Source organism: Sneathiella sp. HT1-7 (assembly GCF_020731145.1).
In the GTDB taxonomy this organism is placed as follows: domain Bacteria; phylum Pseudomonadota; class Alphaproteobacteria; order Sneathiellales; family Sneathiellaceae; genus Sneathiella.
This window is the reverse complement of record NZ_JAJFZN010000004.1, coordinates 89785-113076: the sequence shown is the minus strand read 5'-3', so window position 1 is coordinate 113076 and position 23292 is coordinate 89785. Positions and strand designations below refer to the sequence as shown.

At 53.4% G+C, this 23292-nt stretch carries 21 protein-coding genes; 4 read left to right on the top strand and 17 right to left on the bottom strand.

Annotation, left to right across the window (positions count from 1 at the left end; genetic code table 11):
* Nucleotides 1-15: 15 nt before the first annotated feature.
* The 7 genes from LKE13_RS14115 to LKE13_RS14085 all read right to left on the bottom strand — a co-directional run bounded on the left by LKE13_RS14115 (nucleotide 16) and on the right by LKE13_RS14085 (nucleotide 7036).
* A complete protein-coding gene (locus tag LKE13_RS14115; protein WP_227952034.1) occupies nucleotides 16-2163 on the bottom strand; it encodes an RNA degradosome polyphosphate kinase in 2148 nt (715 codons plus the stop codon).
* A gap of 122 nt (nucleotides 2164-2285) precedes the next feature.
* Entirely contained in the window at nucleotides 2286-2714 is a 429-nt protein-coding gene (locus tag LKE13_RS14110; RefSeq protein ID WP_227952033.1) for a DUF2147 domain-containing protein, read from the bottom strand.
* 27 nt (nucleotides 2715-2741) lie between these two features.
* On the bottom strand, nucleotides 2742-3521 hold the full coding sequence (locus LKE13_RS14105; RefSeq protein ID WP_227952032.1) for an SDR family oxidoreductase: 780 nt from the start codon (nucleotides 3519-3521) through the stop codon (nucleotides 2742-2744).
* A 4-nt stretch (nucleotides 3522-3525) separates the two neighbouring features.
* A complete protein-coding gene (locus LKE13_RS14100; protein ID WP_227952030.1) occupies nucleotides 3526-4200 on the bottom strand; it encodes an HdaA/DnaA family protein in 675 nt (224 codons plus the stop codon).
* 1 nt (nucleotide 4201) lies between these two features.
* Nucleotides 4202-5299: an AI-2E family transporter gene (locus LKE13_RS14095; protein WP_227952028.1), complete on the bottom strand. Its 1098-nt coding sequence runs from the start codon at nucleotides 5297-5299 to the stop codon at nucleotides 4202-4204.
* Nucleotides 5296-5841: a CDP-alcohol phosphatidyltransferase family protein gene (locus LKE13_RS14090; protein ID WP_227952026.1), complete on the bottom strand. Its 546-nt coding sequence runs from the start codon at nucleotides 5839-5841 to the stop codon at nucleotides 5296-5298. The genes LKE13_RS14095 and LKE13_RS14090 overlap by 4 nt, the downstream gene beginning before the upstream one ends.
* Before the next feature lie 49 nt (nucleotides 5842-5890).
* The gene (locus tag LKE13_RS14085) at nucleotides 5891-7036 is read right to left on the bottom strand and encodes a DUF2066 domain-containing protein (RefSeq protein ID WP_227952025.1); all 1146 of its coding nucleotides are present in this window, start codon (nucleotides 7034-7036) and stop codon (nucleotides 5891-5893) included.
* Nucleotides 7037-7102: 66 nt separating this feature from the next.
* On the opposite strand from LKE13_RS14085, the gene purM reads away from it, so the two are divergent.
* The 4 genes from purM to LKE13_RS14065 are packed head-to-tail and all read left to right on the top strand — an operon-like array spanning nucleotide 7103 to nucleotide 10362.
* The gene (gene purM / locus LKE13_RS14080; protein WP_227952024.1) at nucleotides 7103-8185 is read left to right on the top strand and encodes a phosphoribosylformylglycinamidine cyclo-ligase; all 1083 of its coding nucleotides are present in this window, start codon (nucleotides 7103-7105) and stop codon (nucleotides 8183-8185) included.
* Nucleotides 8173-8832 (top strand): phosphoribosylglycinamide formyltransferase, encoded by a 660-nt coding sequence (gene purN / locus LKE13_RS14075; RefSeq protein ID WP_227952023.1) that lies wholly within the window; start codon nucleotides 8173-8175, stop codon nucleotides 8830-8832. Before purM ends, purN begins: the two co-directional genes overlap by 13 nt.
* 13 nt (nucleotides 8833-8845) lie before the next feature.
* On the top strand, nucleotides 8846-10012 hold the full coding sequence (locus tag LKE13_RS14070; RefSeq protein ID WP_227952021.1) for an ABC transporter substrate-binding protein: 1167 nt from the start codon (nucleotides 8846-8848) through the stop codon (nucleotides 10010-10012).
* 56 nt (nucleotides 10013-10068) lie between these two features.
* Nucleotides 10069-10362 carry a DUF202 domain-containing protein gene (locus LKE13_RS14065; protein ID WP_227952020.1) on the top strand — a complete coding sequence of 98 codons (294 nt, stop codon included), beginning with the start codon at nucleotides 10069-10071 and terminating at the stop codon, nucleotides 10360-10362.
* A gap of 427 nt (nucleotides 10363-10789) precedes the next feature.
* Here LKE13_RS14065 and rpsD read toward each other — a convergent pair whose 3' ends face one another.
* The 10 genes from rpsD to LKE13_RS14015 form a co-directional block, all read right to left on the bottom strand.
* Nucleotides 10790-11407, bottom strand: coding sequence for a 30S ribosomal protein S4 (gene rpsD, locus LKE13_RS14060; protein WP_227952019.1), 618 nt, complete (start codon nucleotides 11405-11407; stop codon nucleotides 10790-10792).
* A 109-nt stretch (nucleotides 11408-11516) separates the two neighbouring features.
* Nucleotides 11517-12410 carry an alpha/beta fold hydrolase gene (locus LKE13_RS14055; RefSeq protein WP_227952018.1) on the bottom strand — a complete coding sequence of 298 codons (894 nt, stop codon included), beginning with the start codon at nucleotides 12408-12410 and terminating at the stop codon, nucleotides 11517-11519.
* Complete coding sequence (locus tag LKE13_RS14050) at nucleotides 12391-13146, bottom strand: RNA methyltransferase (RefSeq protein ID WP_227952017.1); 756 nt, start codon at nucleotides 13144-13146, stop codon at nucleotides 12391-12393. Before LKE13_RS14050 ends, LKE13_RS14055 begins: the two co-directional genes overlap by 20 nt.
* The gene (gene cimA, locus LKE13_RS14045) at nucleotides 13146-14753 is read right to left on the bottom strand and encodes a citramalate synthase (RefSeq protein WP_227952016.1); all 1608 of its coding nucleotides are present in this window, start codon (nucleotides 14751-14753) and stop codon (nucleotides 13146-13148) included. Before cimA ends, LKE13_RS14050 begins: the two co-directional genes overlap by 1 nt.
* Nucleotides 14753-16183, bottom strand: a complete 1431-nt coding sequence (gene cysS / locus LKE13_RS14040) for a cysteine--tRNA ligase (RefSeq protein WP_227952015.1) — start codon at nucleotides 16181-16183, stop codon at nucleotides 14753-14755. The genes cimA and cysS overlap by 1 nt, the downstream gene beginning before the upstream one ends.
* Before the next feature lie 15 nt (nucleotides 16184-16198).
* Entirely contained in the window at nucleotides 16199-17527 is a 1329-nt protein-coding gene (gene gltX / locus LKE13_RS14035) for a glutamate--tRNA ligase (RefSeq protein ID WP_227952014.1), read from the bottom strand.
* Nucleotides 17527-19191, bottom strand: a complete 1665-nt coding sequence (locus LKE13_RS14030; RefSeq protein WP_227952013.1) for an NAD+ synthase — start codon at nucleotides 19189-19191, stop codon at nucleotides 17527-17529. The genes gltX and LKE13_RS14030 overlap by 1 nt, the downstream gene beginning before the upstream one ends.
* Nucleotides 19192-19272: 81 nt before the next feature.
* Nucleotides 19273-20574: an MFS transporter gene (locus tag LKE13_RS14025; protein ID WP_227952012.1), complete on the bottom strand. Its 1302-nt coding sequence runs from the start codon at nucleotides 20572-20574 to the stop codon at nucleotides 19273-19275.
* Between the two features lie 142 nt (nucleotides 20575-20716).
* On the bottom strand, nucleotides 20717-21871 hold the full coding sequence (locus LKE13_RS14020) for a hypothetical protein (RefSeq protein ID WP_227952011.1): 1155 nt from the start codon (nucleotides 21869-21871) through the stop codon (nucleotides 20717-20719).
* Nucleotides 21872-21883: 12 nt separating this feature from the next.
* Nucleotides 21884-23263: a class II 3-deoxy-7-phosphoheptulonate synthase gene (locus LKE13_RS14015; RefSeq protein WP_227952010.1), complete on the bottom strand. Its 1380-nt coding sequence runs from the start codon at nucleotides 23261-23263 to the stop codon at nucleotides 21884-21886.
* Nucleotides 23264-23292 lie beyond the last annotated feature (29 nt).

Below are 23292 nucleotides of genomic sequence, written 5' to 3'. Positions count from 1 at the left end.
CGAAAACCAAATTTCCTAGCTTGGTGGTACAAGCTTGGGTACAGGTTCCTTTACAAGCAAAGCCTTGCCGCGTCCAGATAAAGACGGGTTCGTCATGAAATAATTATGGGCAGAGAAGGGTTTTTTATCAGTAGAAATGCGCTCATACTCACCGTTTTCAAGGAGTCTCCAGCTTTGCTGGTTATCTTTAAGGCACACCACCATAATCTGGTCGAGAACCTGGCGGTGGATTGTCTCGTTGGTGACGGGAATGAGTGTTTCCACCCGCCGGTCAAAACTGCGCTGCATCCAGTCGGCAGAGGAAATGAAGACTTTTGCCTTGTCAGAGGGCATCTTATGGCCATTGCCGAAGCAGACAATTCGCGAATGCTCAAGAAACCGGCCCACGATACTTGTCACCTGAATATTCTCTGAAATTCCCTTGATGCCCGGGCGCAGACAGCAGATGCCGCGAATGATGAGACGAATATCGACCCCGGCATTGCTGGCGCGGTACAACGCGTCGATGATAGTCGGATCGACGAGAGAATTGAGCTTGGCCCAGATTGCCGCCGGTTGGCCCGCTTTCGCATGCTCGACTTCCTCCTCAATCATCTTTATCAGCGAATTTCGCAAGCTGTAGGGAGATAGCGTCAGTTTTTCGAGTCCCTTCGGCTTGGCATATCCGGTCACATAATTGAACATCAATGTTACATCTTTCGCGAGCTGTGCATCGGTCGTGAACATTGATAGATCGGAATAGATCGTTGCGGTGATCGGGTGGTAGTTGCCGGTCCCGAAATGCATATAGGTTTTAAGGTCCTGCCCCTCTCGCCGGACGACAACGGACACCTTTGAATGTGTCTTCAGGTCAATAAAGCCATAGATAACCTGCGCCCCTGCCCGCTCCAGATCACGTGCCCAGCGGATGTTGGCTTCTTCATCGAAGCGAGCCTTGAGCTCGATCAAGGCGGTTACGGATTTACCTGATTCTGCTGCTTCTATCAGGGCTTTGATCACAGGTGAGTTGGTGGACGTCCGATAGAGCGTATGCTTGATCGCCACTACATTTGGGTCCGCGGCGGCCTGACGAAGAAACTGAACGACGACGTCAAAGCTTTCATACGGATGGTGGACAATGAAGTCCTTGTTGCTGATGGCCGAGAAAATATCGCCGCCCGCATCGCGCACCCGCTCAGGATAGCGGGGGGTGTATGGTTTGAAACAGAGTTCCGGCCGATCCGAAGTGATAAGTTTCGATGTATCGGCAAGGCCCAATAACCCGTCGGTGATAATCAGGGCGCGCTTATCAAGGTCAAGTTCCTTAATCAGGTAGTCGACAAACTCCTGAGGCATTTCCTTATCTACTTTTAGCCGAATGACACTGCCCCGCCGCCGGCGTTTCAGTGCAGATTCAAAGAGCCGAACCAAATCCTCTGCTTCTTCTTCGACCTCCATATCACTGTCGCGGACGACACGGAACATGCCTTTGCTGGCGACCTCATATCCCGGAAATAGATGATCAAGGAACAGCATCACGATATTTTCAAGGCTGATAAATCGGATTTTTGATCCCGGCAGGCGGATGAACCGATCAAGTGCCTGTGGCAGCAACAAAAGGGCCTTCAGGTTTCGCTCGGATTCTTTGCGAACAAGTTCCAGAAACAGGCCGAAGCCGAGATTCTGGATAAAGGGGAATGGATGCGCCGGATCAAGTGCCATCGGTGTCAGAACTGGATAAATCTGTCGCTTGAAATAATCTTCGAGCCAGATCCGCTCCTGCTTGGTGAGGTCCTTCGGGCTAAGAACATAAACCTCTTCCTGCCGGAGTTCCTTGATCAGGCGGTTCCATTGCAATGTCTGCTCCGCCATCAGGCTGTTTGCCTTGCGGTCCACTTCCTCGAGCTGTTGCGCCGGGGTGAGGCCATCATCACTCAATGTCTTGATATTGGCCTTGATCTGACCCCAGAGACCCGCGACACGCACCATATAAAATTCATCAAGGTTTGCGGCAGAGATTGACAAAAACCGGAGTCGTTCAAACAACGGATGGGCTGTATTCGCCGATTCTTCAAGCACCCGCCAGTTAAACGACAGCCAAGAAAGCTCCCGGTTGATGAAGCGCTCCGGGCTGGCGAGAAGGTCTGATGGCGCAGCGTCCGAGGGTTTGATCTTTGTCGACATGATTAGCTCTGTTCCATTCGCGACTATTGTTCACTATGAAAGATATAGGTCTAACATCAACAAATTATGACAAAATACGTATTTTATTGGTGTTTTTCACCATTTCACATACTTAGGTTAGTCTATTTAACTTTTGTCCAGGTTTGTGTTTTACAAAAGAACAGGACGCAGCCCTTTACATCAAGGGTGGTCGGGTTCACCAACGTCAGGGATGAGGAATAGGTTTTTCCGTCTTCCGGGTTATAGATTGTCCCGTCATCCCATTCATTCTCACCGTCCGGCTCAAAGCCTTCCAGCAGAGGAAGCCCGAGAATTTTACGTCCCTGCAGTTTGGGATCTTCATTCTTCATGTCCGTCTTATCAACCTTGGCTTCTGTCAGTGGTTCTTTCAACCAGACAATCTTTCCGCAGAACTTATCTCCGCAAGGCTCTATTTTTACGTGGCTTCTCCCCTCTACCGTGGACCAGATACCAGTTACATCGGCCCGTGCCGGCGCGATGATCAACAGAAGGGTGATGAGCAGACTGATAGAAAGTGTCAGAGTTCGCATGTTAATTACCTCCGGTTGCTTGCTATCTTACAATGTACCCGGGAAAGCGCCGCCATCCAATAATATATTTTGCCCTGTAATGAAGCCCGCTTTATCGCTGCATAGAAAGGCACAGGCCGCACCGAACTCCTCTGCCGTGCCGAAACGTCCGGCGGGATTGCCAGCGGCGCGTTCTTTGCGGATATCTTCCAAGGGGCGACCGCTTGATTTGGAGACAGCCTCAAAATTACCGCGCAGGCGATCTGTATCGAACGGGCCGGGCAACAGGCCATTGATGGTCACATTATCGATGACTGTCTTGCGGGCGATCCCGGCGACAAAACCGGTCAGCCCTGCCCGAGCGCCATTGGAAAGGCCAAGAATATCAATCGGGGCCTTCACCGCACTTGAGGTAATATTGATAATGCGTCCGAATTTGCGTGCCCGCATTCCGTCGACCGTTGCCTTGATCAGTTCGATCGGGGTGAGCATATTGGCGTTCAGCGCCTTCTGCCAGTCATCGAGTGTCCAGTCATGAAAATCACCGGTTGGCGGTCCCCCGGCGTTATTGATCAGGATGTCCGGTTCTGGGCAGGCCTCTAACACTTCCGCGCGGCCTTCAGGCGAAGTTATGTCACCGGCGATTGCTTTTATTTGCACCGGGGAAATCGCGCGAATATGGTCGGCCGTTTCTTCCAGCGTACTTTTGGTTCTTGCTGTAATAACCAGATTAACGCCTTCGGCGGCCAATGCTTCCGCACAGCCGCGACCAAGTCCCTTACTGGAGGCGCAGACAATTGCCCATTTTCCTGAAATTCCTAAATCCATTTTCTTATCCTTGCTCTTCCTTGAAGACTTCGCGGAGCAGCGAAATCGTAATTTTTCGTTTTTTGGCAAGCGCGCTGTTATCAAGGCGCGTTACAAACCGACGGGCTTCGGCAAAAGACCGTTCTAGCCGCTGCGTGATATACTGAACGACATCCGGTGTGACAGCAAGCTGCCTGTCAGAAAAAAGCTTGATGACAAGTGCCGCAAACAACGCATCATCCGGCTCTTGAATACGCGCCACCGGCACCGTCCCAAGACGGGAGGAAAGATCTTTAAGTGTGAGGTTCCAGGCACCTGGCGCCGTCGTTGCGGTGATCAGCAGACTGCCGCCCTTTTCCTGTATCAAATTGAAAAGATGGAACAAGGCGTCTTCCTTCAGGCCCGCTCCGGCATTTTCCATAATTAGCGGGTGGGCCGCAAGCGTACTGAATTTCTCTATGTCGAAATGATCAAGCTCCGCCGCCGTGATAATCCTGGCGTCAGTCCGTGTTTGCCAAACATGGGCAAGATGAGTTTTTCCTGCACCGGATGGCCCGACGAGCAGCAGGGATCGAACCGGCCAGTCCGGCCATTTATCAATCCAGGCGACCGCCTCCTCATTCGCGGGCGTGACGAGAAAATCCTCTCGTCCCGTGGCGGCACGAAACTCGAAATTCATCGGAATTTGAGAGGGTTGCATATTAATCCTCAGGAAACTCATCAGGATCGGCTTGTGCGGGTGGTGGCGCGCCATATAAAGGGCTTTGCAGATACTGGTCAATCGCAAATCTGCTGACAACGCCGACCACGGCTGCCATGGGAATAGCAAGCAAGACGCCGACGAAACCGAACAGGCTGCCGCCTGCGAGTAGGCCGAACATGACCCACACCGGATGCAGCCCGACCTTTTCTCCAACGAGATTGGGGGTCAGCACGTATCCCTCCAGAACCTGCCCGACGACAAAAATTGCCCCGACAATGCCGATCATGATGAAATCAGGCCAGAACTGGACCAAGGCCACGCCGACCGATGCAATAAAACCGATAATCGCGCCAACAAAGGGAATGAAGGAGATAAGGCCGGTGATAATCCCGATGACCAGTCCGAACTCAAGGCCAGTCGCCATCAGTGCGACGCCATAATAGATAGCCAGCAACAGACAGACCGTCGATTGTCCACGCACGAACCCAGCCAGTACATCATCAATTTGCTGTGCTAACTTGCGGACTTGATGGGCATTCTTGCGGGGCAGCCAGCTGTTGATACGCGCAATAATATGATCCCAGTCCCGGAGGAGATAGAAGGCAACCACCGGGGTAATAACCAGAAGAGTGACCATATTGACCACAGCCAACCCGCCGCCGACAATATTCTTTGACAGAGAGCCAAGGCCCTTGACCGCCTCTCCGACATATTGGCCAATAGTGTTCTTGAATTCATCGCTTTCCTGCAATGCCGGAATATCGACAAAACGGTCAATAATCGGCAGGAAGAAATCATGCAGGCTCTGGTAATAGGTTGGCAGGTTATTCAAAAGGCCGAATATCTGTTCAAAGATGACCGGAACGAGAAGCATCAATGCCAGAATGACAAAGATCAGGAATACCCCAATAATGATTGCTGTCGCGGCAGTCCTGTTCAGGCCTACCTCCTCCATCCGGTCCGCGACGGGATCCAGGAAGTAGGCAACGGCCATCCCGAGAACGAAAGGTAGCAGAATATTGCTGAGTAAAACCAGAAAAATGATAAATACAACAAGGGCGATGGCCCAAAATCTCATATGTTGCTTTAACGTCATGAATTTTCCGCTTTCTCGGTGTTTTGTTGTGACCATTGCAGGATATAAGTAAGCCCGGAAAGAACCGTCGTCACCCCGACGATATAGACAAAAAACTCAATCGCGTCTTCGTATCCCGTCTCGAATCCCTTGTTTCCAAGCACTACAGCTGCGAGGCTGATCTGGCAGAACGTATTAAGCTTGCTCAGCTTTGATGGCACGATGGTGACATTCAGTTCCAAAAGAAACGTCAGGATTATAGCGCCGACAATCAGGATATCGCGGCTAACCACCAGAATCACGAGCCAACTGGGGAGATCCTGTTGTATCCCCAGTGTCACATAGATGGAGACTAGCAATATCTTGTCTGCAAGGGGATCAAGATAGGTCCCGAGCGGGGTCACCAGGTTAAACTGCTTGGCGATTAGTCCGTCAAGCGCATCGGATAGTCCAGCAAGCACAAATGCGATAAAGGCGGCATACATCTGGTTAGCCAGGATCAGCCAGACAATAACCGGAACCAGGATCATCCGGAGCAATGTAATCGTATTGGGGATATTCAAAGCCTTAACCAAACCCCGCTTTATCAGATAGCATTAACGCACCGGGCGCCTATTTTTGATTAAGTGTCCAATAGCCGCCCTGATCCGTGAGCGCAAGGTCCCGCTGGTCAAGCGCCGCAACTAGCCTGTCTATACTGCCGACAAAGGTAATGTGCCAAAAGGCCCGCTTGACGCTGAGATCCTTGACTGTCAGGTCATTGACTGCAGACAGGCTCTTTACCTTGCTCTGCAACGCAAGCCAATCGGGCAGGCTTGAAATGTCTGTGGTAACGGCCAAGGTGTTTTCAATACTGAAATCGAGAACATTCTGCTGTTTCCATTCCTCCTGCATGCGTCCCATAATGTCGAATACGACGCTCTGCATCAATCCTTCTTCATCCTCGCTGCCTTTAAAGGTTTGCAAAGTGGCGAGTTCTGTCTGACCGACTACATTCCGTGTTACATCAAGAAACAGGGTGCCGTCCGTATCAGTGCGCAGGCTCGCGCTAATGACCTCAACCTCTGCGGCGCCATACTCTTCGCGAAGCCGATCTAGGGCGGTGGCGTTCAACTCCATCGCTTGGCTAGCGTCGATGGCCTTCATATCTTCAAGGCTGCCTGATGGAATGACCACCGGGCGCAATAAACGCTGTACCCAGTCATCACGGAGGCTGTCCGGCTCCTGTGGGCGCAATCCGTAATCAATGATATCGATCCATACCGTCCGCCAGGGATTGGGGTAGTCCCAGAGATAGGCGCGACCATCGGCCAGGAAAACAGGCAACACCAGGATCGGTTTGCCGAAGGATTCGGAAAAAGGCAGCATATTGCTGCGTAGCAACTTACGTATATCGTCGCGCTTAAACTCGTACGTCAGGTCAGCGAGATAGCGTTTCGCCGAGGTACGTTCATTGGCCACCTGAAACGAAGCGACCATTGGCGTGATCGCCGCATCATCCAGGACTGGTAAGCTTGCATAGTAAGGCACTGGCACTAAACGGCGTAACAGGGCATTAAACGCCCGTTTCTGGCCTTTCTGCACTGCGATTGTGCGTGCAGCCGAAGCAGAGGAGGCCGTTTCATCAACGGCAATGTCCCTGACAACGTAAAAATTGTCCGCGGCATGGCTAAACGAAACGCTGCCCGCAAGGCAAAAAACCGCGACTGCCATAGCAAGGAGGCGCGAAAAGATTGGATTTAGCTGTGTATCCGTCATTGCAAACCACTGGAAAAAAAGTATGTTGGCCCGATCATAGTCATAAACTTGGGTGCAGCATAACTTATGAACACCGATAGCTCCAAAAAAAGTTACAGCTACAAGGATGCAGGCGTCGATATTGTGGCCGGAAACTCACTTGTTGAGGCCATAAAGCCCCTCGCCGCCGCCACCCGAAGGTCCGGCGCAGACGCAGATTTAGGCGGTTTCGGGGCGATTTTTGACCCCCGTGCCGCAGGTTTCAAGGACCCTCTTCTTATTTCCGCGACGGATGGCGTTGGGACTAAATTAAAAATTGCCATTGATATGAACCGCCACGATACGGTCGGCATCGATTTGGTGGCGATGTGTGTGAATGATTTGGTGGTACAAGGCGCGGAACCACTCTTTTTCCTCGATTATTTCGCGACGGGCGGCCTTGATGTCGCGGCGGCACGGGATATTGTTGCGGGAATCGCTGATGGCTGTAAACAGGCTGGTTGTGCCCTCATCGGCGGGGAAACAGCGGAAATGCCGGGAATGTATGCCAAGGGCGATTACGATCTGGCGGGATTTACCGTTGGCGCGGTGGAACGTGATCTACTTCTAAAAGCGGATAACCTCAACGAAGGGGACGTTCTGCTGGGTCTTGCGTCTTCCGGTTTACATTCGAACGGTTTTTCGTTGGTTCGGCGAATTGTCGCGGATTTCAATCTCGATTATGCGGCACCGGCCCCGTTTGATTCTGCTGTAACGCTTGGCGATGCCCTGATTGAGCCCACGCGGATTTATGTCAAAAGCTGCCTTGAGGCGATACGGGCCGGTTATATTGACGCGCTGTCCCATATCACCGGTGGCGGTCTTTATGAGAATATACCCCGTGTCTTGCCGAAGACACTTGTGGCAGAGATTGACGCCTCAAGCTGGTCCCTGCCCCCGCTGTTCAAATGGCTGGCCGAACTTGGGAACATTGCGCCGCGTGAACTTGCCACCACTTTTAACTGCGGCCTTGGCATGGTTGTTGTCGTCCCCGAGGATAAGGCGGAAGCCGCAACAGCAATGCTCAGCGCGGCAGGCGAGACGGTTTACCGGATCGGAGCGTTGGTTTCACGTGAAGATAACACTGAGCAGGTCATCATCAACGGGTTGGAAGAAAATTGGCAAAGCTGAAAGTCGCGGTTTTCATCTCCTCTCGCGGAACCAACATGCAATCACTCGTCCGGGCCTGTCAGGTACCGAATTTCCCGGCCGAGATAGCATGCGTGCTGTCCAACAATCTGGAAGCCGCCGGCCTCAAGTTCGCGGCCGAGCACAGTATCCCGACCCGCACCATAGATCACCGCGACTTTGACGGCCGTGAGGAATTTGAGGCGGAGATCACCCGATATCTTACGGATTTGAATGTTGATTTGATTTGTCTTGCGGGATTTATGCGGCTCTTGACGGCGGATTTCGTCAATCGCTGGCGCGATCGTATCCTGAATATCCATCCGTCCCTTCTCCCAGCATTCAAGGGGCTGCATGTGCATGAGCGGGCCATCGAATCCGGGGCTCGGTTTACCGGCTGCACCGTGCATTATGTCCGCCCGGAAATGGATGACGGGCCGATCATTGCGCAGGCCGCCGTACCCATCCTGCAGGATGACACACCCGACAGTCTTGCCAGCCGAATATTGGAGCAGGAGCATAAAATTTATCCGCTGGCCCTTGGTCTGGTTGCCGAAAACAGGGTAAAAATCCATGGCTCCCGAGTTATTATCGAACAGGCAAGAGAAGAACCTCTTTCTTTGATTAATCCAAGGCTTGAAGAAATTTAATATTGGCGTAAATATGATGGGTAAAACAACCAATAAGTTCGCAACGCTTCTGGGAGGCCTGCTCGCTTTCTCGGTTGTATCTACTGCCTGCGGGAAGGAGCCTGTCATGACCACCATCGGAGCAATCTATAATCTCACCGGAGAGCAACGCAATCTCGACATCCCTTCATCGCAAGGGGCAGAGCTCGCCATGGACGAAATAAACGCTTCTGGCGGTATCCTAGGGCGCCCGGCCACGCTCCTGATTGAGGATGGGGAGACGAATACAGACGTCATTGCCAAGAAAACGGCTACAATGATTGCACAGAATCCTGATATGCCCGTGTTGATTGGCATGTCGGATACGGATGTCGTTCTGGCCGCGGCCAAAGCCGCCGCGAAGGATAAAAGGATATTCGTCACTTCCGGGGCAACGTCCCCTCTACTCCCGCAAGATGTGCCGGACTTTCTCTATCTCGCCTGTTATGGCGATAATGTTCAGGCCGCCGCCGCCGCCAGTTTCGCCCGTGATGAGTTAAAATTCACGAATGTCGCGGTGCTTTACAAAGAGAATATGTCCTACACGATGCTTCTCCGGCGATATTTTGAGGAAAGCTTCAAAGACCTTGGGGGAGATATATTATTTAGTCGGGGCTATGGCCCTGATAGCTTTGATGATGCTGTTGCGACGCTCCCCGAAGCAGACTTTATCTATCTTTCCGCCTCTCCCGATCAGGTGGTGGATGAAATCCGCGCGCTTCGGAATGCCGGTGTTACTGTCCCGATTATAAGCGGGGATGGTTTTGATATCGGAACGGAATGGGCAAACCTTCCCGATGAAAGCAATGTCTATTTCACGACCCATGCGGATGTAAGCGCGGACAACACAAGTCCATCGGTGACAGCCTTCCGCAGCGCCTTCAAGAAGAAGTTCCCAAATGTGGAACCTGATGCCTTCTCTGCACTCGGCTATGATACTGTTAAGCTGGTCGCTGCCGCAATCGAGGCAGCGGGCAGCACAGACGTGGAGGCAATCCGCGAGGCTCTTTCCACCCTCACGAATTTTAAGGGCATCACGGGAGAGATCAGCTTTTCAAACGATAGCCAGATCCCGACAAAATCCGTAACCATTATGAAAGTTATCAAGGGTGACGAAACTTTTGTTCAGACAATTTTACCGGAGAATGTCCCGGCGCCGTAACTTGGTTTGCGTTAGGTGGTTGCTGAATCCCGTCAAATTGCGATAGAATCTGGTTTATGACAGGTGAGACAAAAGAAGTTGTCGCCGATCGGCGCAACGTTGATACCTTCAAGCTTGCCGTACACCGTACCGAGCTTGCCAATCGCCGTACCCTCATGGCCTATTTCCGGACGGCCATCGGCCTGACTGCCGCGTCCATCGCCCTGCTCAAATTGCTGGAAGACGGCTGGCTTACCTATCTTGGATGGGCACTCCTGCCAATTGCTTTGATATGCCTGCTAATCGGTGTGGATGACTATCACCGGGTAAAAAAATCCATCAATGATGAAAAGCGCGACGGCGGGCTTTGACATTTATGAATGACCGGAGAGCTTATCAAGCGTCCGGCCATTCTCTTTTATTAATTTATCTCAAGGTGAGGTGCGCTGTGTTGTAATTCACTTTAACGCTGAGGCCCTCTGCGCGGGCCTTTGACAGGCCCTTTTTCATTATTATGTTTGATTTCCGAAGGATCGGCCCGCTCTGGTCGTGGACGTTGTCCGTGCCTTTGTTTTTCGCCGGGTCCCTGATTTTGGGATGAGGGTCCATTCGTTGGTTTTTTCATAACAATTCTCCAAAACAACAAAATATTCAAAATGAATAACGTTAATCACCTATAAGTTGTATTTAGGTATAATATTGCAAGTAGAATTTTGACACAAAAAAACCGCCCCATTTTGGCGCGGTTTTTAAGAATTTCGGAAGGTGGCTCAGAGCCACCAACGATATAGAGTAAACCTAACGTGAGTAATATTCGACGATCAGGTTCGGCTCCATGACGACCGGATACGGCACATCGGCCAGTTTCGGGATCGCGTTAAAGGTCCCCTTCATGGCTTTGTGATCCACCTCGATATATTCCGGGACATCCCGTTCGGCGCTGTCGGCGGCTTCGAGGACGAGGGCCATCTGCTTTGATTTCTGGCGGACTTCAACCACGTCCCCCACTTTCACCTGATAGGAGGCGATATTGACCTTGCGGCCATTGACCATGACATGGCCGTGGTTGACGAACTGACGGGCCGCGAAAACGGTCGGCACAAATTTCATGCGGTAGACAACAGCGTCAAGACGCCGCTCCAACAAGCCGATGAGGTTTTCCGATGTATCGCCTTTCAGACGAGTCGCTTCTGCGTACAGGCGACGGAAACCTTTTTCGGTGATATTGCCGTAATAGCCTTTGAGTTTCTGCTTCGCGCGGAGATGGATACCAAAGTCGGAGATTTTACCCCGGCGGCCTTGACCATGCTGGCCCGGTCCATATTCGCGGCGGTTAACAGGGCTTTTCGGACGGCCCCAGAGGTTCTCGCCCATACGGCGATCGATTTTGTATTTCGCTTGAATGCGTTTGCTCATAAACTTGATCCAGTTTTTAATTCAGGAAAAAGGCACGCCGACGAGGCCTGCACAAGGCGCGCATAATAGGTTTTAGGCGCCTGTTGTCAATCCATTTTGGATAATTTTTCTATTCCAGCCCGCCAATAAAGCTGAGAATTTCCTCTGTGACGGTTTCCGGGGCTTCGTGAGTGACCCAATGGGTCACGCCGGGGAGCATTTTGACGGTGACGTCATCGATGAATTTCTCGATGCCCGTGATATTACTTTTTATCAGCGCATGGTCCGCATCGCCCCAAAGGATCAGCGTCGGAACATGCACCTTGAATTTTTCCGGATCCATACCGGACCCCCTGCCCTTCGTCGCCGAAGTCGCCGGGACAAGCGGCGATGCGCGGTAATAGTTCAGCATGGCGGTCATCGCCCCCGGCTGGGCCCACGCCGTACGGTAGGCCATTTCATCCTCGGACGACATCTGGCCGGACTCGATAAGGTGCTTGAACGTCCAGTCCATCAGCCATTTGCCGTTGTCTTTTAGCATTTCTTCCTCGACACCCGGCGTCTGGAAATAGGCCATATACTGGCTATGCTTGATCTGTTCGTCGTTATTGTTGAGCAATTCGGCGAAAATATAGGGATGCGGGCCATTCATAACAATCAGGCCCTTAATCCGCTCGGGATATGCAATGGCGATCGCATAGGCGACGGCAACTCCCCAGTCATGGGCAACAAGATAGAACTTTTCCTGCCCCAGATGATCGGCAAGGCCAACCATATCGCCGATTAGATGGTGGATTCGGTACGCCTTCACGCCTTCCGGTTTGTCAGAAAGATTATAGCCACGCATGTCTGGCGCGACGGCATGATACCTTTCCCCAAGCGCGGGAAGTTGATCTTTCCAGCAGTACCAGAATTCCGGAAAGCCGTGCAGCATAAGGATGAGTTCCTCATTCCCGGAACCGCATTCGGCATAGTGGAGATTGATATCACCAATTTTTACGCGCTTATGACTGATCGCTGTCATTTGTTTTGTCTTTCAGCTTCATGGTCAGGCCTTTAACAATACCCTGAAACGCCCGCACATCAGATTCCATCAGCCCCAGCCTCTGAAACATATTGCGCATATTTTGCAAGATAACATGCTTGCGCTGCATAATCGGGTCAAAAAAACCCCGTGTGTCCAGTTCCCGCTCGATCCGGTCAAAAAGGTAAGAAAGCTCCGCCTTGTTAGCCGGTCGTTCCTCGTTATGGACCTGCACAGGAGGCGTATCATCTGCAGCCTGAAACCATTCATAACCAACCAGCAGGACGGCCTGTGCGAGATTGATGGAGGAAAAATCAGGATTGAGCGGCACCGAAATAATGCTGTCGGCGAGCGCCACATCCTCCCGTGAGAGGCCCACGCTTTCCTTGCCGAAGAGAATTCCTGTTGCCGCGCCCTTATTTGCATGAGCGCGCAGTTCCGCCGCTGCCGCGTGGGGCGTTGCGATTTTTTTGATGACATCGCGGGGGCGTGCCGTGGTCGCATAGACATGGTTGAGATCGGCGATAGCGTCCTCAGTGGTCTCAAATGCCCGTGCATTCTCCAGCACGATATTCGCACCCGACGCCATGGCGACGGCCTTGTCATTAGGCCAGCCATCCCGCGGGGCAACAAGGCGGAGGTCGGTCAATCCGAAATTCAGCATTGCCCGCGCCGCCGCTCCGATATTCTCGCCCATTTGCGGTTCAACAAGGATAATGGCCGGTTGAAGAGACATTATTTCCCGCTGGCTGGCGCGCCTGCGCAATAAAGCTTGTATGTGATGCTGTCGATCAGTGCGGCAAAGGACGCATCAACAATATTGGGCGAGACACCGACTGTGAACCAACGCTTGTTGCTGCTGTCCGTGCTCTCGATCAAAACCCGTGTCACAGCCTCTGTGCCCGAGGTGAGGATACGCACCTTGAAATCGACGAGACGAAGATCATCGATATAATCGGAATATTTGCCCAAATCCTTGCGGAGAGCACTGTCGAGGGCGTTGACCGGGCCGTTCCCTTCGCCAACGGACATATAGCGCTCTCCATCGATAAGGAGTTTAACCACCGCATCGGAGACGGAGAGCAACTCGCCCTTGGCGTTATGGCGCCGCTCGACCTGCACCCGGAAGCTTTCCACGTCGAAATATTTTGGCACCTGCCCGAGGCGACGGCGGGCCATCAACTCAAAGCTGGCAAGCGCGCCATCGTAAGAAAAGCCTTCGAACTCGCGCTCTTTCACTTCTTCGAGCATCCGGTCGACTTTCGGGTCCTTTGGATCGATATCGAGACCAAAGTCACGTAGCTGGGCGAGGATGTTGGAGCGGCCCGCCTGATCGGAGACGAGTAGATGCCGCTTGTTCCCGACGAGGGAGGGTTCCACATGCTCATATGTTCTCGGATCCTTCTCCACCGCGGAGACATGCAGCCCGCCCTTATGGGCGAAGGCAGACGATCCGACATAGGCCTGATGTCGATTGGGAGAGCGGTTGAGGATATCGTCAAGAAGGCGCGATACAGTGGTGACGTTTTTCAGCCCCTCTTCCGTGATGCCCGTATCGACCATGGATTTGAACGGTTCCTTCAACACCAGCGACGGGATGAGGGAGATGATATTGGCGTTGCCGCAGCGTTCACCAAGGCCGTTCAATGTGCCCTGCACCTGCCGCACGCCCGCTTTCACCGCCATCAGAGTGTTGGCGACGGCGTTCTCGGTGTCGTTATGGGTATGGATACCAAGATGGCTGCCGGGGATATGCTCGATTACCTCGGTGACGATCCGCTCTACTTCATCGGGCAGAGTGCCGCCATTGGTATCGCAGAGCACCATCCAGCGGGCACCCGCGCCGTAGGCTGCCTTCAGGCAGGCGAGCGCGAATTCCGGGTTCGATTTATAGCCATCGAAGAAATGCTCCGCATCATACATGGCCTCCCGTCCCTGTCGGACGATCTCGGCAATGCTGTCAGAGATTAACTCAAGATTTTCCTCGAGGCTGATGCCGAGGGCGACATCGACATGGAAATCCCAGGCCTTGCCGACGATACAAACGGCGGGCGTCTTGGCATCGAGAATGGCGCTGAGGCCCGGATCGTTGGAGACACTGCGCCCCGGTCGCCGGGTCATGCCAAAGGCGGTAAAGGTGGCTCTTTCAAGTTTTGGCGGGTTCGCAAAAAAGGCTGTGTCGCCGGGATTCGCGCCGGGCCAGCCGCCCTCCACATAGTCAATACCAAGCGCATCGAGAGCCTTCGCAATATTCGTCTTGTCTTCGACACTGAAATCCACGCCCTGCGTCTGCGCGCCGTCGCGCAGCGTTGTGTCAAAAAGATAAAGTCTTTCCCGTGCCATTATGCTCTCTTCCATGTGGTGCCGCCCGGTCCGTCTTCGAGGATAATCCCGGCAGCTTTCAAATTGTCGCGGATTTCATCGGCCCGCTTGTAGTTTTTCTGTTTTTTGGCTTCGTCGCGCTCGGCAATTAACGTTTCAATATTTTCTTTCGAAATTACAGATGTAAGTACCGGTGAGCTAAGCTCTGATCTTGCTTCAATTGAATCTGCCTTTAAATGAACAGTTATACTTTGGAACCATTCTTTTGGTGATTGTTGCAACAGTCCCAAGAGATTACCCGACCCAAGCAGCAATCCCTTGATCCGCGCTTTTTCCGCACCATCCGTTGCTTTATTGGCTTCTCCGGCGAGGGCATATAGCTCGGTCAGCGCTTGTGGCGTGTTGAGGTCATCCTCAAGGGCGGCGATCACCCCGGCGGCAGGTTTAATCGGTCCGGCCTCTATATCCTCAAGGTGCTGAAGGGCGGTGTAAAGCCGGTCGAGGCTGGCTTTCGCGCGCTTGACCCCTTCCGCTGTCCAGTCGAGCGGTTGGCGATACTGGGCAGACAGCATATTGAGGCGTAAGGCTTCCCCCGGTGCCTCTTCCAGCAGTTCCAGCACGGTACGGAAATTGCCGAGGGATTTTGACATCTTGTCTCCCTCGACTGTCAGGAAGCCGTTATGCACCCAATAACGGGCGAAAGGCGCGCCATCATGGGCGCAGCAGCTTTGCGCCACTTCATTCTCATGATGCGGGAAGATCAGGTCGCGGCCGCCGCCATGAATATCAAACGTAATACCGAGCGTCGCCTCGCTCATGACCGAGCATTCAATATGCCAGCCCGGCCGCCCACGGCCCCAGGGGCTGTCCCATCCCGGCATGTCATCGGTGGAAGGCTTCCAGAGGACGAAATCGGCGGGGTCTTTTTTATAAGGTGCCACCTCGACGCGGGCACCGGCGATCATATCGTCGCGGTTGCGGCCCGAAAGTTTGCCGTAGTCGGGCATACTGTTCACGTCGAACAGCACATGGCCCTCCGCCTCATAGGCGTGGCCCTTCTCGATCAATTTCGAGATCATCCGGATCATGCCGTCAATATGCTCCGTCGCGCGCGGTTCCTTGGTCGGCTTCTCAGCATTCAGTGCCGCCATATCGTCGTGATAGGCTTTTGTTGTGCGGGTCGTCAGTTCGTCGATGCTCTCGCCATTCTGTTCCGCCGCGGCGATGATCTTGTCCTCCACATCGGTGATATTGCGGACGTAGGTGAGCTTGTAGCCCTCATGTCGCAGCAGTCGCGCCAGAACGTCGAAGATCACAACCGGGCGCGCATTGCCGATATGGGCGAAATCATAGACCGTCGGCCCGCAGACATACATGCCCACTTCCCCCTCCTTCAGGGGCACGAATTCTTCTTTCCGTCGATGGGCGGTATTGTACAGATGCAGCGTCACTATTCTTCCTCAAACTCAGTCGGCGGTGCCGGTCAGGCGCGCGAGTATATTTTCCCGGCCGATCAGGGGCAACAAATTGTTCATTTCGGGACCGTGCGGTTGGCCGGTGAGCGCGAGACGGAGCGGCATAAACAGCGATTTACCCTTCGCGCCGGTCTTCTCCTTGACGGCGGTTGTCCATGCTTTCCAGCTGTCCGTGGTCATCTCCCCGCTGGGCAGCAATTCTGCCGCCGCGCTCAAGAAATCCGCATCCTCGACCACCGGGGTCATCGGTCCGGTAATCACCTGCCACCAGATCGCGGCATCCTTCAAGGTGGTGAGGTTACCGCGAATAGCAAGCCAGAAAGTCTCGTCCGCGTCGTCAAGGGCGATCCGTTCCTTCACTTCCGCCCAGTTAAGCTCATGCAGCAGCTTGGCATTTAGATTGGACAGCTCCGCCGGATCGAATTTCGCGGCGGCGCGGCTGAAATGGCTTATATCGAACCCGGCGACGATTTCCTCAAGACTATGGCGGATCTCCACATTGTCAGATGTGCCAAGACGGGCAAGCAGGCTGTTAAGGGCCATGGCTTCGATCCCGTTCCCGCGCATCTCCCGGAGGCTCTGGCTCCCCTCTCGTTTGGAAAGGGGCTCCCCACCCGGTCCCGTCAGCAGCGGGATATGACCGAATGTCGGCACGCTCGCGCCCAATGCCTCAAATATCTGGATATGGAGCGCCGTATTGCTCACATGATCCTCCCCGCGGATGACATGGGTGATCTTGAAATCAATGTCATCCACGACAGAGGGCATATGATAGAGCGGCCGCCCGTCGGAGCGGATCAGGACCGGGTCCGACATGCTGGCGCCATCGACCTCAACGGTTCCGCGCACCATGTCTTTCCAGCGGATAACGACTTGATCCAACTTGAAACGCCAATGGGCTTTGCGTCCCTCCCCCTCATATTTGGCTTTGTCTTCCTCAGTCAGGTCTAACGCGGTGCGGTCATAGATCGGCGGGAGTTTGCGGGCCAACTGCCGCTTGCGCTTATAGTCCAGCTCTTCGCCGGTTTCATAACAGGGATAGAGCCGCCCGGCAGCCTTTAGCGTTTCGAACGCGGCAGTATAGGCATCGCTTCGGTCCGACTGCTTCTTCAGTTCCGACCAATCCAACCCGAGCCATTTGAGATCCTCCTGAATGGCGTCCGCATATTCCTCGGTCGAGCGTTCCTCGTCCGTGTCATCGAGACGGAGGATCATCTCCCCGCCCTCTTTCTTCGCGGTCAGCCAGTTAATCAGGGCAAGCCGTGCATTGCCGACATGCAAATACCCTGTCGGGCTCGGCGCAAATCGTAATTTAGTCATTATCGCTTATCTCTAAAGGCGTTGGTTATTGGATAGCGCCGGTCGCGCCCGAAACTTTTTGTGGAAATCTTGACGCCAGGCGGCGCCTGACGGCGCTTATACTCGGCGATATAAAGCAGGTTCTGGATGCGAGCGATGGTATGGGTATCATATCCGGCCTCCACCAGTTCTGCGAAGGAACTCTCCTTCTCCACCAGACCATAAAGAATGCCATCCAGAATTTCATAGGGTGGCAGGCTGTCTTCGTCCTTTTGATCTTCGCGCAGTTCCGCTGTTGGGGGTTTTGTGATGACATTCTGCGGCATCACTGGCCCAGGTGCGCCCTTGAAGAGTGGTGAGAAATGCGTATTACGCCATTCCGACAGCTTGAAGCAGGTAATTTTGTAAACGTCTTTCAGCACCGAATAGCCGCCGCACATATCGCCATAGAGCGTTGCATAACCGACGGACATTTCCGACTTGTTGCCCGTTGTCAGTACCATATAGCCGAGCTTGTTGGAGAGCGCCATCAGGGTCATGCCGCGAATACGTGACTGGATATTTTCCTCCGTGATGTCTTGCTCCAACCCGGCGAAGGGTTCGCGCAGCATCACATCGAATGCCTCGACTGCGGGCACAATTGAAATATTATCGAGCGTGGCATTCAGAAGGCGTGCGCATTCTGCCGCATCATCAAGACTTTCCGTGGAGGTGTATTTTGACGGCATCATGACGCAGTGAACCCGTTCCGCGCCGAGGGCATCAACGGCGACGGCGGCGCTGAGCGCGCTGTCAATTCCGCCAGACAAACCCAGCAAAACACCGGGAAAGCGGTTTTTCTCCACATAGTCTTTTAAGCCCAGAACCATCGCGTGATAGATTTGTTCGAGCTCATTACCGGGTTCCGTAATCTCTTCTGTTTCACATCTCCAATTCCCGTCTTCCTGACGACGCCAATCGGTTACAACAAGCCCCTCTTTCCATCCGGGCATCTGAACGGTAAGTGACCGGTCCGCATTCATAACGAAAGACGAGCCGTCAAACACAAGTTCATCCTGTCCGCCAATTTGGTTAAGATATATGAGCGGGAGGCCCGTTTCCGTCACCCGGTGGATCGCATGGTTCAGCCGTTCATCAGGCTTCATATGATCATACGGGCTGCCATTCGGCACGATCAACATTTCCGCACCGGTCTCACTCAGACACTCGGCGACCTCGGGATACCACATATCTTCACATATCATGACACCAAGACGGACACCCTTGAACGGGATTGGCCCGGGAAGAGGCCCGGCATCAAAAACCCGGACTTCGTCAAAGACACCATAATTGGGCAGTTTGTTCTTGAAGCGTCGGGCGGAAATCTTGCCTTCTTCCAATAAGCAAACGGCATTATAAAGATTGCCGTCTTCCACCAGCGGTGCACTCATCAGCATGGCAGGCCCACCATCGAGAGTGAGTTCTACCAACTCTTCCATCGCCTCTTGAACCGTACGCTGAAAAGCCGGCTTCTCAACCAGGTCTTCCGGCGGGTATCCCGTCAGGAATAATTCAGGATAGACGACAATATCCGCACCAAAGGCTTCAGCCTCTTCGCGAAAGGCCCGGGCGAGCGTAACATTCCCGGCAATATCCCCAAGTGTCGGGTTTGCCTGCGCCAGTGCAATTTTCAAATGATCAGTCATGACGGATTTTTAACCCGCCTTGACGCGCGCAGCAATCGCTAGATCGTGTTTTCCGGTGAAAAGCAGCTAAAAAATTGAAATTCAGGGATTATTCGAGCCATAGGCGGGGCCGTCATCCATGATTTCCGTCTGTTCCGCATCCTCGTCGACCTCCCCTTCACTATAAGCCGGGGGTTCGTCATTGACCCATTCTTCCGTTTCCGGGTTAAGCGTGGCAACCGCCGCACCGGCGCGAACCGGCATGGCAACGAAGGCCCCTTGATCCTCCATTGGCATGGCACGGGTTATCTGCATCCGGTATATGGCGAATATGCCGATGGCAATATGGGCGCCCGCAATCCAGGCAAAGAAGATCATGCTGCCAAGGAAGGTCATGAACTGTCCGACAATCAGTGGGCCGAAAATCGCGCCGACGCCGTTGGCAAACATCAGGCCGCTGCTGGCCGCAACCATCTTATCCGGTTCCAGATAGTCATTGGTATAGGCAATACAGAGAGAGTAAAGCGGAACAGAAAAGCCACCGAAAAGCGCGACCGCGCCCAGGAACAGCAGGAAGTTGTCCGTCTCCCCGGCATACATTGCAAGCAAGGCGGCGCCGCCGCTTAACATGGTGGTGACCATCAGCACCATGCGTCGATCGAATTTATCCGAAAGCCGCCCAACAGGCCATTGCAACAGGACACCGCCCATAATGGACACCGTGATGAAACTGGAAATTTGCGCAACAGACAGACCGATATTATCACCATACACCGCCGCCATACCGTAGAAGGCACCGCCGATAACGCCTTGCGCGCACATGCCGACAACACCAAGCGGGGAGATGTTATAAAGCTCCTTCAGCTTGAGTCGGGTGCTGGCGGTAAAGTTGGGCGCCGGGTTTGCGGTCAGAGCCATCGGGATCAAGGACAAGGAAACCAGCACGGAAACAAAGATAAAGAGCGAATAACCACCGGGGTCTGCCACATTCAGGAAGACCTGACCAAGTGCCATCCCACCCATCATGATGATCATATAGACGGAGAGGAGTTGCCCGCGTGTTTCGTTGGTCGCCGCGTCATTGAGCCAGCTTTCGCAGACGATATAAAGACCCGCGAAGGCGAAACCCGTCATAAACCGCATCGCACCCCAAACAAAGGGATCGACAAACACGACATAGATCAACGCCGCCGAAGAGGCGAGCGATGCCAGCGCCGCAAAGACGCGGACATGGCCGACGTTGGCAAGAATTTTAGGCGTGATAACGGACCCGAACAGGAAGCCGAGATAGTAGGCGGACATCACCAGACCGGTCACGGCGGCCGGGAATCCTTCCAGGGATGCGCGGATACCGACAAGGCTGAGTTGCAGGCCGTTTCCGATCATCAGCAGGCCCAACCCCATCAGGAGCGGCCACGAATTTAATACAGCAGCGTACATGGCCGACCTATCTGAAAAAGAGGGCTAGTTAATTTATCCGCTTTTGATCATAAACAGGGCGTCTTGCCAATCAAAAAGCGACATATCCTATTCCAGGAAGGAAGTGTTAGCGCTTTTCCTTCTTGAGAAGGAATTCACGGCCCACTTTAACGCCTGGGACACCGTCATAGGCGATGATATCTGCGGTGGCATAAGTCTCGGGCCAGATCTCCGGCAGGAAGGATCCGGTGCCGACCACATCAATTGGCGCCTTCATATTTCCCATAATTCGGCATTTCTCAACCGAGAAACCTGAGGAGGCAACAATCTTGACCTTCTCAAAACCCGCATCATCAAGTTTTTCGCGCATTGAGTAAATTGCAGCCGCAGAAACACCTGTTCCGACCAGCCATTTCAGTTCCTGCTCCGACCGGTACTGCCGAATACCACGGGGCATATAACGTTCCAGCACAGCATAAGACGTTGCAGGATCGAGCCCTTCAATAAAGCGGCCACCATGGGTATCCATACGGACGGACATCTTTCCCTTTGCCGCCAGTTCCGGAAACCGTTTGCAGGTCGCCAATGCATCGGTCACTTCCTTGCCGTAGTAGTCAACAAGGACGGTGAGTGGATCATCGGGAAAGCTTTCATGGAACATCTCGGCTGCGCGTGTCGTGCTCCCCGCGTAGCCGATCAGGGCGTGCGGCATAGTGCCGAGGCCTTTGTCATTTCCAAAATAATGCGCCGTGGCGTTATTGGCATTTCCGATAAAGCCGACTGCGTCAAATTCCTTTTGTGCCGCGCGGCTCCCGACGGAGGCAGCATAGGCCATCATATCGGCCATTTCACTTCCCGCACAATGACGGGCATCCATCGCGAGAAACTTCACTTCGGGCAAGTGTGAGCACATGGTGAAGGCGTTGTAGGCGGCGACGCAGGCCGAGCCGAGTTTTTGCAAGTAAAGCGTTTCCAGATCGACAAGATCGTGAAAGCTTCCTGTGATATAGACCAGAGGTTCACCGGCGCCGACCCAATCCCCTTCCTCAAAGCAAGGTTCAATCTTGAAGCTGTGATTGCGCATCTTCGCAATATTATCCAGCCAATCGAGCATAATCTGTGGACAGAAGATAACCGGACGCCGCATAAAAACAGCATAAGTTACTGTTTTATCGCCAAATTGTCCGATGACGCGCTTTGTCTTGTTGAAATACTGATCTGTATGGTCAGCGATGGATGCATCCACCGCCTCCCTTTTAGCTACTGGCGTCTGGCTGGTCATATTGGTTAAAGGTTACGAGGCGGCTGCAATTGCCGTCCCATTTCCCCTTTCTTTTTTGATCATTTCGGAGATAAGGAACGCAAGCTCCAGTGCCTGATTGGCATTGAGGCGTGGATCACAAGCCGTATGATAGCGATCGCTCAATCCCTCCTCGGTTACCTCGAACGCGCCGCCGATACATTCGGTGACATTCTGTCCGGTCATTTCGAAATGAACACCTCCGGCATAAGAGCCTTCCGCCTGATGCACATCGAAGAACTGACGTACTTCCGCCAGGATACGGTCAACAGGGCGCGTTTTGTATCCGGTTGTTGATTTGATTGTATTGCCATGCATCGGATCGCAGGACCAGACAACCGTCCGCCCTTCCCGTTCAATCTTGCGAATTAGTTCCGGCAAATGCTTTTCGACATTATCCGCGCCGAAGCGGCAAATGACGGTCATGCGACCGGCCTCATTCTCCGGGTTCAACTCGTCAATGAGGCGGAGCAAGCCATCCGCGGTCTGAGTCGGGCCGGCCTTGACACCGATCGGGTTGGAAACACCACGCAGGAATTCCACATGCGCCTCATCCGGATCACGCGTACGATCACCGATCCACAGCATATGCGCAGACGTGTCGTAATAGTCACCCGATGTGCTGTCAATGCGGGTCAGAGACTGCTCATAGGGGAGCAGCAACGCCTCATGTGAGGTGTAGAAATCTGTACGCCCCATTTCCGGTGTGTTGGTTGAGGAAACGCCACAGGCTTCCATGAAGGCAAGTGCATCATGAATACGATCCGCCATTTCACGGTACCGGTCCCCCTGTGCTCCACTCGCGACAAAGCCCATGTTCCAGCTATGAACTTGATGCAGGTCCGCATAACCACCTTGTGCGAATGCCCGCAGAAGGTTGAGGGTTGAGGCCGCCTGAGAGTAGCCTTTCAACATCCGAGTTGGATCCGGCACGCGGGAGTTTTCGTCAAATTCGAAACCATTGATGATATCGCCGCGGTAGCTTGGCAATTCGACACCGTCCACCGTTTCCGTATCAGATGAACGGGGCTTGGCAAATTGACCGGCAAGACGGCCCACCTTCACGATCGGGCAGTTCGCGCCGAAAGTAAGGACAACCGCCATCTGCAACAGGACCTTGAAGGTGTCGCGAATGTTATCTGGATGGAATTCCGCGAAGCTTTCGGCGCAGTCACCCCCTTGAAGAAGAAAAGCCCGACCATTGGCAACCTCGGCCAGCTTTTTCTTCAGGTTCCGTGCTTCGCCCGCAAAAACGAGCGGCGGAAAGGATTTCAACTCCTTCTCGACCGCTTCGACGGCCTGGATGTCCGGATATGTTGGCAGCTGGCGTACAGGTTTTTGTCTCCAGCTTTCAGGGGTCCAGGTTTTAGACATCTCTATATTCCTTAAATCTCATTCGCTCT

Excerpts from the sequence above, each read along its gene's own strand:
- LKE13_RS14115 (WP_227952034.1), bottom strand. The coding sequence starts at position 2,163 with ATGTCGACAAAGATCAAACCCTCGGACGCTGCGCCATCAGACCTTCTC.
- LKE13_RS14110 (WP_227952033.1), bottom strand. The coding sequence starts at position 2,714 with ATGCGAACTCTGACACTTTCTATCAGTCTGCTCATCACCCTTCTGTTG.
- LKE13_RS14105 (WP_227952032.1), bottom strand. The coding sequence starts at position 3,521 with ATGGATTTAGGAATTTCAGGAAAATGGGCAATTGTCTGCGCCTCCAGT.
- LKE13_RS14100 (WP_227952030.1), bottom strand. The coding sequence starts at position 4,200 with ATGCAACCCTCTCAAATTCCGATGAATTTCGAGTTTCGTGCCGCCACG.
- LKE13_RS14095 (WP_227952028.1), bottom strand. The coding sequence starts at position 5,299 with ATGACGTTAAAGCAACATATGAGATTTTGGGCCATCGCCCTTGTTGTA.
- LKE13_RS14085 (WP_227952025.1), bottom strand. The coding sequence starts at position 7,036 with ATGACGGATACACAGCTAAATCCAATCTTTTCGCGCCTCCTTGCTATG.
- purM (WP_227952024.1), top strand. The coding sequence starts at position 7,103 with ATGAACACCGATAGCTCCAAAAAAAGTTACAGCTACAAGGATGCAGGC.
- LKE13_RS14070 (WP_227952021.1), top strand. The coding sequence starts at position 8,846 with ATGATGGGTAAAACAACCAATAAGTTCGCAACGCTTCTGGGAGGCCTG.
- LKE13_RS14065 (WP_227952020.1), top strand. The coding sequence starts at position 10,069 with ATGACAGGTGAGACAAAAGAAGTTGTCGCCGATCGGCGCAACGTTGAT.
- rpsD (WP_227952019.1), bottom strand. The coding sequence starts at position 11,407 with ATGAGCAAACGCATTCAAGCGAAATACAAAATCGATCGCCGTATGGGC.
- LKE13_RS14055 (WP_227952018.1), bottom strand. The coding sequence starts at position 12,410 with ATGACAGCGATCAGTCATAAGCGCGTAAAAATTGGTGATATCAATCTC.
- LKE13_RS14050 (WP_227952017.1), bottom strand. The coding sequence starts at position 13,146 with ATGTCTCTTCAACCGGCCATTATCCTTGTTGAACCGCAAATGGGCGAG.
- cimA (WP_227952016.1), bottom strand. The coding sequence starts at position 14,753 with ATGGCACGGGAAAGACTTTATCTTTTTGACACAACGCTGCGCGACGGC.
- gltX (WP_227952014.1), bottom strand. The coding sequence starts at position 17,527 with ATGACTAAATTACGATTTGCGCCGAGCCCGACAGGGTATTTGCATGTC.
- LKE13_RS14030 (WP_227952013.1), bottom strand. The coding sequence starts at position 19,191 with ATGACTGATCATTTGAAAATTGCACTGGCGCAGGCAAACCCGACACTT.
- LKE13_RS14025 (WP_227952012.1), bottom strand. The coding sequence starts at position 20,574 with ATGGGGTTGGGCCTGCTGATGATCGGAAACGGCCTGCAACTCAGCCTT.
- LKE13_RS14020 (WP_227952011.1), bottom strand. The coding sequence starts at position 21,871 with ATGACCAGCCAGACGCCAGTAGCTAAAAGGGAGGCGGTGGATGCATCC.
- LKE13_RS14015 (WP_227952010.1), bottom strand. The coding sequence starts at position 23,263 with ATGTCTAAAACCTGGACCCCTGAAAGCTGGAGACAAAAACCTGTACGC.